The sequence below is a fragment of the Coleofasciculus sp. FACHB-712 genome, assembly GCF_014695635.1.
Taxonomy (GTDB): domain Bacteria; phylum Cyanobacteriota; class Cyanobacteriia; order Cyanobacteriales; family FACHB-T130; genus FACHB-T130.
In genome coordinates this window covers 1-12,705 of sequence record NZ_JACJOQ010000627.1, presented here as the reverse complement: position 1 = coordinate 12,705, position 12,705 = coordinate 1, and the positions used below count along the sequence as shown (strand labels likewise).

Annotated in this window: 14 protein-coding genes; 8 read left to right on the top strand and 6 right to left on the bottom strand. The window is 45.5% G+C overall.

The features are described 5' to 3' along the window. The first annotated feature begins 412 nt into the window (after positions 1-412). Positions 413-868, top strand: coding sequence for an NfeD family protein (locus H6F50_RS23320; RefSeq protein ID WP_190430530.1), 456 nt, complete (start codon positions 413-415; stop codon positions 866-868). A gap of 45 nt (positions 869-913) precedes the next feature. After that, positions 914-1,897 carry an SPFH domain-containing protein gene (locus H6F50_RS23315; RefSeq protein WP_190412588.1) on the top strand — a complete coding sequence of 328 codons (984 nt, stop codon included), beginning with the start codon at positions 914-916 and terminating at the stop codon, positions 1,895-1,897. Here the strand turns inward: H6F50_RS23315 and H6F50_RS23310 are convergent. Continuing rightward, a complete protein-coding gene (locus tag H6F50_RS23310) occupies positions 1,894-2,301 on the bottom strand; it encodes a Fur family transcriptional regulator (RefSeq protein ID WP_190412589.1) in 408 nt (135 codons plus the stop codon). The genes H6F50_RS23315 and H6F50_RS23310 overlap by 4 nt on opposite strands. Positions 2,302-2,463: 162 nt before the next feature. Here H6F50_RS23310 and purS point away from each other — a divergent pair, with 162 nt between their 5' ends. The 3 genes from purS (at position 2,464) to H6F50_RS23295 (ending at position 4,862) form a co-directional block, all read left to right on the top strand. Next, complete coding sequence (purS, locus tag H6F50_RS23305; RefSeq protein ID WP_190412878.1) at positions 2,464-2,751, top strand: phosphoribosylformylglycinamidine synthase subunit PurS; 288 nt, start codon at positions 2,464-2,466, stop codon at positions 2,749-2,751. A gap of 108 nt (positions 2,752-2,859) precedes the next feature. Next, the gene (purQ, locus tag H6F50_RS23300) at positions 2,860-3,534 is read left to right on the top strand and encodes a phosphoribosylformylglycinamidine synthase subunit PurQ (RefSeq protein ID WP_190430528.1); all 675 of its coding nucleotides are present in this window, start codon (positions 2,860-2,862) and stop codon (positions 3,532-3,534) included. 215 nt (positions 3,535-3,749) lie between these two features. Beyond that, positions 3,750-4,862: an iron-containing redox enzyme family protein gene (locus tag H6F50_RS23295; protein WP_190430527.1), complete on the top strand. Its 1,113-nt coding sequence runs from the start codon at positions 3,750-3,752 to the stop codon at positions 4,860-4,862. A gap of 250 nt (positions 4,863-5,112) precedes the next feature. On the opposite strand, the gene H6F50_RS23290 is transcribed toward H6F50_RS23295, so the two are convergent. The 3 genes from H6F50_RS23290 to H6F50_RS23280 all read right to left on the bottom strand — a co-directional run bounded on the left by H6F50_RS23290 (position 5,113) and on the right by H6F50_RS23280 (position 7,378). Further along, positions 5,113-5,829 carry a class I SAM-dependent methyltransferase gene (locus tag H6F50_RS23290; protein ID WP_190430526.1) on the bottom strand — a complete coding sequence of 239 codons (717 nt, stop codon included), beginning with the start codon at positions 5,827-5,829 and terminating at the stop codon, positions 5,113-5,115. A gap of 469 nt (positions 5,830-6,298) precedes the next feature. Then, the gene (locus H6F50_RS23285) at positions 6,299-6,655 is read right to left on the bottom strand and encodes a hypothetical protein (RefSeq protein WP_190412593.1); all 357 of its coding nucleotides are present in this window, start codon (positions 6,653-6,655) and stop codon (positions 6,299-6,301) included. Positions 6,656-6,790: 135 nt separating this feature from the next. After that, complete coding sequence (locus H6F50_RS23280) at positions 6,791-7,378, bottom strand: Uma2 family endonuclease (protein ID WP_190430525.1); 588 nt, start codon at positions 7,376-7,378, stop codon at positions 6,791-6,793. Positions 7,379-7,775: 397 nt separating this feature from the next. Here H6F50_RS23280 and H6F50_RS23275 point away from each other — a divergent pair, with 397 nt between their 5' ends. Further along, complete coding sequence (locus tag H6F50_RS23275; RefSeq protein WP_190430524.1) at positions 7,776-8,792, top strand: SDR family oxidoreductase; 1,017 nt, start codon at positions 7,776-7,778, stop codon at positions 8,790-8,792. Positions 8,793-8,994: 202 nt separating this feature from the next. On the opposite strand, the gene H6F50_RS23270 is transcribed toward H6F50_RS23275, so the two are convergent. Then, entirely contained in the window at positions 8,995-9,687 is a 693-nt protein-coding gene (locus H6F50_RS23270) for an ABC transporter ATP-binding protein (RefSeq protein ID WP_199292335.1), read from the bottom strand. Positions 9,688-10,255: 568 nt separating this feature from the next. Further along, a complete protein-coding gene (locus tag H6F50_RS23265; protein ID WP_190412597.1) occupies positions 10,256-11,509 on the bottom strand; it encodes an FtsX-like permease family protein in 1,254 nt (417 codons plus the stop codon). Between the two features lie 485 nt (positions 11,510-11,994). On the opposite strand from H6F50_RS23265, the gene H6F50_RS23260 reads away from it, so the two are divergent. Next, positions 11,995-12,294, top strand: a complete 300-nt coding sequence (locus H6F50_RS23260) for a hypothetical protein (protein WP_190412599.1) — start codon at positions 11,995-11,997, stop codon at positions 12,292-12,294. A 147-nt stretch (positions 12,295-12,441) separates the two neighbouring features. Continuing rightward, on the top strand, positions 12,442-12,705 hold a 264-nt coding region (locus tag H6F50_RS23255), incomplete at its 3' end, for a hypothetical protein (RefSeq protein ID WP_190430523.1).

Here is a 12,705-nt window from a genome sequence, read left to right as displayed (position 1 = left end):
TCCGGGAACTGTTCGGGGATCTGAGGCGGCTGTGTCGGTTGAGTATCGAGCCAAACTTGAGGTGCAACAACTTGATATCTGTCTTGCACGAATTCTCCGACCGGGATCGTTGCAGCAACTGAGCCAGTTGCCCAAAGATAGCGATCGCTCTTCAACTGGGAACTGTTCATAAACTGAAATTTTTATAAAAAAGCTTCCAAGAGATTCTTAAGGAAAAATTCCACTGGGTTCTAGGAAATCTATAGATGAAATGTTGTAGTAAACAGAAAGGCAAGATGCCTTCCCAATCCTAACTGGCTTTCATTGGAATAGTTCATCTTACCTTGATAACTATCCTTACCGGGATATCAAGCAGGGATTGAGTTTTATGACAATTTGGTTTTTAGCAGGGTTGTTTGATTCTCCTTTACTGATGCAGCTGTCGATCCAGCCTTTCGGATTCAGCCCGACTTTGTTGTGGTTACTGGTAGGGGCGATCCTTTGCTCGATAGAGCTAGTTGTACCAACAGCTTTTACCGCTTTCATGATGGGAGTCAGCGCCTTCGTGGTGGCACTGTTAGTCATGCTGCTCCCATTACCGGCGGCTTTACAAGTGGTGCTTTGGTTAGTGTTTTCAATTGCTTTCGTTTACCTGGGTCATCGCTTGATGCCGAGGCGAAAGGTGTCTTCGATGGAAGATGCAACCGAGGGTCAGACTTTAACAGAGATTTTGCCAGGAGAGATGGGGCGGGTACTCTACGAAGGAAATTCTTGGAAGGCACGATGTGAAGATGAGAAACTGGCGATCGCTCCCAATCAAAGAGTGTACGTCGTCAGACGGGAAGGCACAACTCTGGTCGTGCTTCCAGAACACCTGTTGAAATCCTAATTCTAGGGTTTATCAATCTGCGATATTGTAAAAACGAGGTTCACAATGGAAGGATTTTTTGGGTTATTAATCGCTTTAGTTTTAGGCGGATCTGCCCTCTCAGGCGTCAAAGTGGTTACGCAAGGAAACGAAGCTTTAGTCGAAACTTTAGGTAAATATAGCGGCAAAAAACTCAAACCCGGTTTGAATTTCGTGATCCCGGTTTACGAAAGAGTCGCTTACCAAGCAACCGTCCGGGAAAGAGTTCTCGATATTCCTCCCCAACAATGTATTACCCGCGACAACGTTTCGATTACCGCTGATGCTGTCGTGTACTGGCGCATTCTGGATTTGGAGAAAGCCTACTACAAAGTGGAAAATCTCCAGTCAGCAATGGTGAATTTGGTGCTGACGCAGATTCGCTCGGAAATGGGCAAACTGGAACTGGATGAAACCTTTACTGCCCGGACTCAAATTAACGAACTTTTGCTCAGAGAACTGGACGAATCTACCGATCCTTGGGGAGTGAAGGTGACACGGGTAGAACTGCGAGATATCGTTCCCTCCAAGGCTGTGCAAGAATCGATGGAATTGCAAATGTCGGCGGAACGTCGCAAGCGGGCGGCAATTCTCACCTCTGAGGGCGAACGCGAATCAGCCGTGAACTCTGCTAAAGGGAAGGCTGAGGCGCAAGTTCTGGAGGCAGAAGCCCGTCAAAAATCCGCCATTCTGGAGGCAGAAGGGCAACAAAAGACGATTGTTCTCAAAGCGCAGGCGGAACGGCAGCAGCAAGTTCTCAAGGCTCAGGCTACTGCTGAAGCGCTGCAAGTGATTTCTAAAACGCTCAAAACTGACCCCAATGCTCAGGAAGCTCTCCAGTACCTACTGGCTCAGAATTATCTGGAAATGGGGATGGCGATTGGCAAGAGCGGTAGCAGCAAGGTGATGTTTATGGATCCGCGCACTATCCCAGCTACGTTGGAAGGCATTCGCTCGATTGTCGGAGACACGAACCAAGCTCAATTTTTAGATTTAGATGAGGACAGTTAATCCAGGGCATCGCTAGCAACTTGAGCAACACAGCAGCGATCGCACAGTCCAAAAAACTCCAGAGTATGGTAGAAAATTTTAAACGAGTGCGATTGTTGCAGCTGGCTCTCCAACTCATGGACTGGACATTGATTGATGGGAATCGAGTCTCCGCACTGCAAACAAGTTAGGTGGTGCTTGTCTTGTTGCACGGAACTGTAGAGCGATTCGCCACTTGCCAATGTCCGTACCTGGACGACACCATCCAGTTTTAAGGCTTCCAGGGAACGATAGACGGTTGCTAGTCCCATGCTTTGGCTACGATTGCGAAGTTCTACATAAATATCTTGAGCTGAGACAGCTCGGTTCATCGTCTTGAGCAGATTCAAAATACGCTCTTGACTGCGGGTGCGTTGGGCTTTCATGGTCTTCAGTTTTGCTAGATATCCTTAATATGTTTCAGGTTGTCGCTGATACCTTTATCTCTTTCCAGCTTAAATTGCGAGAACTTCACGCAGCTCACACCCTTCCCCCCTTAGAATAAAACAAATATCACCTATCTAAGGGAATAATTTATAGGAATGGCTGTGAATCGGAAATATCAAGCGAAAATCTACGTGACTCTGCGCCCTTCAGTTTTAGACCCAGCAGGCACGGCGGTACAGTCTGGGTTGGGGCATATGGGATATGCCAATGTTGAGCAGGTGCGAATCGGAAAGTATATTGAACTGACTCTGATGGCAGAGAGTGAGGATGAGGCGCGGCATCAATTAGATCGGATGTGCGATCAGTTGTTAACGAATCCGGTAACCGAAAACTATCGGTTTGACCTAACTGAGATGTCGGGTCAGATAGAGACGGAGATATTCTTTTAGGATAATAGGGGCTAGGTAGTTGGTAGTTAGTAGCGATGGGTCATTTGTGAAGAACCAATCGCTACTGATGACTTCTGGCTAGCCAGTCTTCCATTAGCGATTAGCAATATGAAATTTGGGGTTGTTGTGTTTCCGGGTTCTAATTGCGATCGCGATGTCGCCTATGTGACTCGCGATTTGCTACATCAGCCGACGCGGATGGTTTGGCATGAAGACACGGATATTTCCGATCTCGATGTGGTAGTGATTCCGGGTGGCTTCAGCTACGGCGATTATCTGCGCTGTGGCGCGATCGCTCGTTTCTCTCCGGTGATGCAAGCAACGATTAAACACGCCCAGCAAGGGAAGTTTGTCTTGGGTATCTGCAACGGGTTTCAGGTGCTAACAGAGGCGGGACTCTTGCCAGGGGCGCTTACCCGCAATCAAGAGTTGCATTTTATTTGCGATCGCATTCCCCTGAAAGTCGAACGCACCCATCTCCCTTGGACGCAAGCCTATTCTACCGGACAAGTCATTACCCTCCCGATTGCCCACGGTGAGGGGCGCTACTACGCTGATGCCGCTACTTTGGCAAAGCTGGAAGACAACCAGCAAATTCTCTTCCGTTATCACGGCGAGAATCATAACGGCTCTTTAAATAATATTGCGGGTATTTGCAATAAAAAAGGCAACGTGCTAGGAATGATGCCTCATCCAGAACGCGCCTCAGATCCGATTTTAGGCGGTACGGATGGGATGGGGTTGTTCCAAGGATTACTGTCTGCGGTGGCAGCGATCGCATAGTGCCATAGCAAAAAATGTTTTGTTGAACCACAAAGACACAAAGAAAGCACGAAGTTTTCTTTGTGTCTTCGTGTCTTTGTGGTTAATCTTCAAACACCTATATATTTAGGTAGAAATACGTTTGGCTGTGGCAAGTTCCCCCCACAGACCGACAATTGTTCCAACCAGACAGCACTAGCATCAAAAAAGTGCAAAGACGGAATTCATGGGCAATTATGGTCGCGATTACTGATTTTCAACCAACGAATACGGCAACGAGTCAAGAAACAGCCACAAGCTACAACGAATCTGAGCAGCAATTTATAAAATTGCTCGAAATGGAAGATTTAGACAACAAGCTAGCTGCACAACCTGAACTAGCAAGCGACGTTGAAAGTGCGATCGCTACCGCAATTGAGGCGGCTTACAAGGTAGGAAGTGGTGATGAGCTAGTTGAAGCCGCACACCTCTTTTTGCAGCGCGTGCTGTATCGCATCAATCGGCTCAAGCTGTTTTGGTATGACGATCTGCGCCATTACACCAACGAACGCTCAATTTGGTTGCAAAAAGTTCGCAACCAAATCGAGTCCGCTTGGCAGCAGTGGGAACTGGCACACTTTGATGTAGAAGCACTCCAAAAACTTTCCCCAGCCGATGTTAAGCAAGCGCTGAGCGAGCGGGGTGCAGCCGACTTAGATCCTCCCCTATCGGAAGGTAGTCGCTACTTGCGGGAGCAGACGACAGAGGCTGGTTATCGCCGAATCTTGGCAATTGGTTCCTTTGATGGATTAGTTGAAGGCAGCCGCCTGTCGCGCATTCTGGGAGGCACCGCCAACGCAGTACAATGTACCCTCGTCAAAGTGTTGTTGGAAGAGTACGGCAACGGTCGCCTTTCCCGCAAGCACTCTACCTTTTTTGCCCAGATGCTTGACGAGTTTGGCATGAACACAGAGCCAGAGGGCTACTTCGATTTAGTACCTTGGGAAGTTCTAGCCTGCGCCAATCATAACTTTCTCGTTACCGAGCGCAAAATTTATTTCTTGCGTTACTGCGGTGGATTGACTTATTTTGAAGTGGCAGGTCCTGCGGCATACAAAACTTATCTAGCCGCGGCACAACGGTTGAAACTTTCTGATGCAGCAATGGGTTACTGGGAACTGCACATTCGGGAAGATGAACGTCACGGTCAATGGATGTTAGATGATGTGGCGATGCCGTTGGTTGACAAGTACCCGAATGATGCTTGGGAAATTGTCCTAGGATATGACCAAGAGAAGCTAATGGGCGATCGCGCTGGTGTAGCGATCGCGCGTTCGGCAAGAGAAGCGGATCGAGAGGCCAATCAATAAAATACATTTTGCCTAAAATACTTGCCGACTTGTTAACAGTCAGTCGTCTTCCATTCTCGTTCTCATGGTTGAACCCTGAGAACGAGAATAAATTTGAATTTTTCTAGTTTTAGTTAGAAGTTAAACAATAAGAATAGGGCACTGAGAACTGTTAACTTCTCAGTACCCTTGATTCGTTCCCGTCTAAAGTGGCTTTTGGGTTTAGGGAAAGATTCTTTAGCGATCGCTCTCCCCCTCCCTGTTTAAACTTTTACAAAGATGTCATGATCTGAATCAGCTCAGTAGATAAATCCACTTGACATTTCTGCTGCTTCCTAAACAAAACACCAGCTAAAAGATAGATGTTCGCTGAGTAAAAAGCCATATTCTTTTCTCGCAACTCTCTAATTGTGTTTTTAACCTTTGGCTCACAACTGTAATAACCAAAGTTTAGAGGGGAGACGATAAAATTAGCAATCGAGTAGCCTTGCATGATTGCATAATTAATAAAGCCCTCCGGATTAGAATAACTAGAGAGCATTAGTAAGACGTTTTCATAATCTAAAGATAAAAGCCGTTTGGCAATTTTAGACCCATCTGTACCCCCATGTAACAGGGGTTGATAAATATTCTCATCTGGCGCTGGAAGGTATGGTGGATTTGAAATCAGATAATCGGCCTTGGGAAGAGATGCCTCAAAGAAAGAAGTATTGTGGATGATATATTGGGCGCTAAGTTCGTATTCCTGAATATTTGATTTAGCAGTTTTCCAGGCTAAGTCATTGAGTTCAAAGCCATGTATAATTCCATCAAATCTGGTTCTCATTAAGGAGTTAATGACTGGGGTTCCATCTCCTGAACCAAATTCGATAATAGTTTTACCATGAGCGCCCTCATTTAAAACTAAACTTTCTAAACATTGAGAATAAAAATTAGATTCTTCTGGGCAATAGAATACATCTTTTACTGGCCTGGATGAAATTAGCATAGTTTTCTCGGTGATAACTATAACAAAGCTAATTCATCCTCTATGCTTTTGTGATCTATCAAGAGAATTATACCCAAAGGCATTGACAAGCATTTACATTTATTTATAATTTTCTAAGGTGTTTTTACGGACTTTTAAAAAACACTGTTTTTTTGAACAAAAAACAACAAATGGCTAATTGCTTTTCAACACTTAGCAATTAGCCATGAGTCATCATTAAGTAATAAATGGAGCTATAAAAAGTTAAGCAACTACTGCCAGTTGGTTAAGATCGCCATTCAATCCACAGGTATAAACTAATCTTTGATGAGTACCTGGAGTTTGGCTAGCAAGCTACAAAATATCTTTGTTAACAAAACCTGGGATGATATCTGTGTGAACGCACATCCATCAGAAGCCAGCATTGCCTAACGTTGTTACTACAAGCATCAAACCAAAGGCGAGGCAATACTGACGACATGAAGCTGTTTCAGGGGTGGTTGATAGCGCTAGAAGCGTTAGGATAGCGTTTGCGGAGGACAACTGTATTGTAGTTGTAGGCGATCGCTAGAATATTCATGACCAGGCAGGTGCTTCCCAAACATAGCAGGATATAGGTGGGAGGCAGCACTACCCCAACCTGGAACCAAGTAAAGACGTGTAGCACCATCACCAGAGCAAAGACGGTTGCCACTCCAGCACTCCGCCACACCTGAACTTGAGGGCGACAGAGTGCAGCCAGAATCATTGTCCAGATGGTAGCACCCAAGTTGGCTGGAACCAGAAACGCGCAAATGGCGATACAGTGGGCGCGTGAAAACTCAGAGAGGGAATTAAAGTCCAACATCTGTTCATTATATCGAATGGCAAGATTTTACAAGACTTTTTGCGATCGCCTGTAAACACTCACGGCTGTTGATCACATTTATTCACATACGACTGCGATCGCTTTCCCACCAAAACTGCACGATCTCGTCTAAAACTACATAATTTGTTTTAAATCTAATACAAACCCAGGTAACACATCTTCTCCTGATAAAGTTGCCGGATTTTCTAAAATCTCCACATCCTGCCCTTGACGATAGATTTCTACTCGCTGGTTTTTCCGGTTGATCAACCAACCCAAACGAGCGCCATTTTCCATATACTCTCTCATTTTCGCCTGTGCGATTTTCAGCGAATCGCTAGGAGAGAGTAACTCAACCACAAAATCAGGACATAGCGGTGCAAATCCCTGTTGTTCTTCGGGGGTCAAAGCATCCCAGCGATCGCGTCTTACCCAAGACGCATCAGGTGAACGATCTGCACCATTCGGCAGTTTGAAGCCACTCGAAGAGTCGAAGGCAAGCCCTAAATTGTTTTGTCGGCTCCAAGCTTGGAGTTGATACGATAAATCGATATTACGATTTCCAGTTTCGCTACCTGTAGGGGGCATAATGATTAATTCGCCCGATGCTGTGCGCTCAAATCTTAAATCCCGATTGTTCTGACATAACTGGAAAAACTGCTCGTCTGTCAAGTCAATCGTTAATTTGAGGGTAGAAGGTAAAGTAATTGTTGCTGTGTTCATAAAGTTATTAAAGTATTCACTTGCTTATATTTTTTAGTCTATTATCGCTCTGTTATAAAATTTGTTCGCTTCTTCTTGCTTCTGTATTGGCGCTAAATAAATTGTTTTCTTTTTTTCTCATTCTGGAAAATTTAGTCGTGGACTACCTGCACGAATTCGGAGCTGACTTCTGTAAAAGTCAGCTATCCAGCGATCGCAAAATCTAGGCAAAGGGCGCTACTCCCATCCCCATTGTCAACCTTGAGGTCAACCCTGAGACTGATGTAACCCGCCGTGAGTCGATTAATTTAGTTAATAGAACTTAACATTCGACAACTAAGGCAACGTTCCTGGATGCAATTGAGCTGCAAAGGTGAATGGTTTGTCGTCGGCAACTTTAATAAAAGGATGAGCAACAATGCAATTAAAGCCAATCACAGAGCAAGTCGTCGCCGTCGTTGGCGCTTCTAGCGGCATCGGGCGCGAGACAGCTTTGCAGTTTGCCCACCGAGGCGCAAAAGTAGTCGTCTCAGCTCGCAGCGCACCAGGGTTAAAGTCTTTGGTGGATGAGATACAGCAACAAGGCGGTGAAGCAGTCGCAGTCGTTGCTGATGTCACGGATTTCGAGCAAGTAAAAGCGATCGCAGATAAAGCCGTGCAGGTATACGGGCGACTCGATACCTGGGTGCATTGCCCCGCCACGGGCGTTTTTGCCACTTTCGACAATACAACACCGGAAGAGTTTAAGCGGATCATCGATATTAGCCTGATGGGGCAGGTATACGGTGCAATGGCGGCGCTACCCCATCTCAAGCGCGAGGGACGCGGGGCGCTGATCCACATCTCTTCAATGGAAGGCAGGCGTTCATTACCGCTCCAGAGTGCCTACTCCTCAGCAAAGCACGGGGTTGAGGGCTTTCTAGAATCCCTGCGCGTCGAGCTGCAACATGAGGGAATCCCCATCAGTGTGACGAGTGTGAAGCCATCCGTGATCAACACGCCCTTCTACAACAACGGTCGCACAAAATTAGGCGTCAAGCCGACGGGAATACCGCCGTACTATGAGCCGAACCTTGTTGCTGATGCGATCCTCTACGTAGCCGAACACCCCACTCGTGACTTTATTGTGGGGGATGTGGGCAAGCTATTAGATGTGGTTCAGCGCATCTCACCGGGACTGGTGGATCAAATTTTGGTTCTCATCGGCTTCAATTTTCAGAAAACCAACGAGCCAAAGTCTGAAGATGCGCCAGATAATCTTTACGAGCCGATTCTCAGCCATGACAAAGTAGAAGGAGATTTTGGCAATCTAACGATTCCCTCCTTTACTGACTGGCTGGATAAGAATCCGCCGGTTAAATGGGGCGCTGTAGCAGCTGCGGCGTTGGGAGTTGCCGCAGTCGTCAAAGAGTTTTTCCCAGGAAATAATATTTAAGGCGATCGCATCAGGGACACTACTCGGTTGAAGCGATCGCATCCAACCTCAGCTGCCTTCTCATCTAAATCTAAAGTTGCGATCGCTCTCATAATTCTTAAAAGGAATGGGGAATTGGAAAGAAGGCACGCCTAATGTCATTTCCAATTCCCCATTCCCAAACAGCAACAAACTATCAATGACCCGATTCACAAATTAGATGTTATGCCTTCAACCTTCCATCTTCTAGATGCAACACTCGATCGGCAACATCCATAATTCGACTATCGTGTGTCACCATCAGAACCGTGCAACCGCCTTCCTTGGCGAGCTGACGCAGTAACTCAATCACAGCGTGTCCGGAGTGAGAATCTAAAGCCGCCGTAGGCTCATCTGCCATAATCAACTGAGGATTGCCAGCTAAAGCACGAGCGATCGCTACCCGTTGTTTTTGTCCCCCAGATAAATCGCGGGGTAAATTTTTCGCCTTATCCGCCAATCCCACCTGTTCTAGCAAAATTTGTGCTTGTTGCCGTGCCATTCGTCCCCGAATCCCTTTCAGATTCAGCGCTACTTCTATATTCTCAGCCGCAGTCAGCGCCGGAAACAAGTTAAATCCTTGAAAAATAAAGCCAATATTTTCCAGTCTGAACTTTGCTAACTGGCTCCGAGACATCCTTGTAATCTCTTCCCCCAGCAAGTGTACGCTGCCAGCAGTCGGCGTCAAAATCCCAGCCAAAATTGATAGTAAGGTCGTTTTACCCGATCCAGATGGCCCCATCAATAGTTGAATATCGCCCTTGAAGATTTCCAGATTGACTCTTTTAAGGGCTTGGAAACGCGATCCTCCCGACTGGAATACCATTTCTACTCCGATGCCGATAATGGCTTTTCTGTGAGCCTGAAGCGAACTCATAGAAGGAATAGCATCTAGATTTCGGACACTGGCAAATTGAGTACGGTTGCTTTGGGAAAGAATCATCAAAATTTCTATTCGTTAGGTCTAAACTACAACGAGTTACTAAATGCAATCTGTCTTAAGTAACCATACTCCGGACAAAATTTCAACGGAAGCATCGAAGGAAAGAATCAGATGCAGGCTTTAAGAAGAAACCGAACATTAATGCCTCCTACTATAGATAAAGGCTGTTCGACTATTGAATAGCAAGCAGGAATCAATCTATTTTATAGAGATTGACATTAGAGACTAAATAGTAGGTGTGACTTTAGGTAGTACGAACCCTGCTCTCCTCACCGTTTCAAGTGAGATTGAATTACACTCACCTACTTAAAGTACGCATACTCTCCAAAATAGGTTTGTATAATGTTTTAATTTCTAATTGTTCCGCCCTGTTGCCAATATAAAGTTCAACTCACTATCAGTTAGGATAAAACAAACATCTACATTTATTATTGATGGTCATTGAGTATATCAGGTTCCTGAAAGCCATCGACTATTATCCTAAAGCGGCAAAATTCTGAAATCATGCCTTAAAAACAATAGCCGGATCGACACGAGTCACTCTTTGGATAGCGAAGATAGCTGAACCAACACACATCAGAGTCGTAATCCCAAAGATGGCGATCGCACTTCCAGGCGTGATTAAAATGATGATTCCCTGAGTAGCAAACGTCCAAGCTCCCAACCCCTGGCAAAGAACCATGCTGGGAATATAGCCCAGAACCGCCATCCAGAGAGCCTGCTCGACAATCACACCGTAAATTTTCCAATCAGAAGCTCCCATCGCCTTGAGCGTACCATACTCCTTTAAGTGGTCAGATACAGAAGCGTAGAGGATCTGACCTGCGATCGCCATCCCGATAATAATGCCAACAACGGCACCCAAGCCCAAAATAAACCCAATTCCCGTGCGCTGCTGCCAGAAAACCCGCGTCTGCGATGCCATTTCAGCCTTCGTATAAGCGCGGGTATCTGGTAGTGCTGCTTCTAACTTTTTCTTGAGTTGCTGTAAATCTTGACCGGGCTTTGCCTGCACCAATACATAGGTGATTAAATCAGTAGGAGTTAATTTCTGGGGTGCAGGAGCAGATAGATTATTCGCAGCGGGTGGGTTATTAAAACTCGCCGACGCACTGGTACACTTTATGTCACCCGATTGGAGCTTGCAGTTTAAACTCGTCGTTACGCGGGAATTTGCGTAAGCGTTGGCAGTCTCCAACGAGGTGAACAAAAAAGTATTCGATGTAATTGATTGAGTGTCTTGCGTCAGAGCAACTAACTGTGCCTTAAATGAGCCAACTTCAGCAACATCGCCAATTTGTTTGATGTTCAAAGGACGCAAATTAGATTTATCCAGCATCACCGTGTAAGGCTGCTTTAAGGCACTCAAACTTCCTTGGATAACTTTCCCTGGACTAAATAATTCTCCGGCTGGATTGAATCCGATGATTCTCATCGGTGAGATCTTGTTCCGAGAATCTCGCCACAAAGATGCTTGGACAATCAGCGGTTCAGCTTGTTCTACGCCTTCTACCCGTCGAGCCTCAACAACTCGCTGCGCGGGTATGGGTAGTGTCAGCTCCATGTGAATCATATCCGCTGAGGATACCCAGATATCAGCATTGGAATTGTCGATTAGCAAAGTCGTAGCGCGAGTAAATCCATTGAAAATACCCGTTTGAATAGTGACTAAGCTAACTGCAAACATAATCCCCGCCTGAGCTGCCAGGAAGCGGGGAATATCCTCAAATAGGTTTTTGCGGGCGATTGATGCCATGAAAGGAGTTGTTTACTAGCGTGTTTATTATAAAACCGGAAAATTGAAAGACAATTTCCGCAAAACGAGCGAAATAAACTGAAAATTGCGTTACAGTACCCCAAACCCGATTTCTTAGAACAATCAGATTTGCTAATCCTATTCATTGTGCTTACCGATATATCCGCACTAAGATGGATTTTTTAAATTTATTTTACTGTGAAAGGATTAAGCTTGGTTCTGGCTGCGATTTCCCTATAATTACCGACGTGCTGAGAGGAGTTCAATGCGATCGCGTCTTTTACGTGTCAGAGGAAATCTCGCCTATCCAGCGTCAAGCCAAGCCTCTGGCTATCAAACAATGCTGCTGCGCTCTCTACCTTTGCCTTTACCAATTTAATACCCGCGAAAGAGTAAAGAGCGATACTAACTAAGCTACCTTCATAAATAGAAACATCGTAATAAACAGACTACGCTCAACTTAAAATAACATAGGAGAAAAATTCATGAGCGACGAACAAAATCCAGTATTGCCAGAAGATCCCAGCGAAGCAGAACCGGGAAGAGGGGCACCAGGAAACAACCACATTGGAGTTCAATTATCGCAATCAGTATTGGGCGTGAATGCAGCAGATGCGGTGATTCCATCTAATGTGGACAAAGAGCTGAATAAACACCAAGTTGAAGCAGCTAGGGAACAAGAAGAAGGAACTGGTTTAGATACGACCGAGGGTTACATCCTGGATGAAGCGGGGCAGCTAAACAATTTTGCGATTGAGCCTCCAATGTATGTAGAAGAGAAATAATATACGACTATTGCTGGGAGCGCCAAACATTAGCCTCCCGGCATATTTACGGCATATTTACGTATTTAAAAACAAAAATTTAATAACTTTGCCTGGAATCCTAGCGTCTCAACTGTAGGTAACAAAAAGACGTTATCGGCATTAGTTATGAAAAAAATATACTTTTTGATTATGGGGGCAGTTGCGATTTCGGCAATTACTGGTGCCACTCTAGCAACAGCCGGTCGCCAAACTGGCGCACAGAACCAACAAAGCATAGAAACAAATATACCGGAATCAACTTCGATCCCAGAAGCAACTGCGATCGCTTCCACCGTTAAAACCAACAACGATGCAGTTGAAGCCACAACGCCACAGATAAAGACTCAAACGGATGTGGCAATACAGCCAAAGCTGGATGACTTTCCCCAT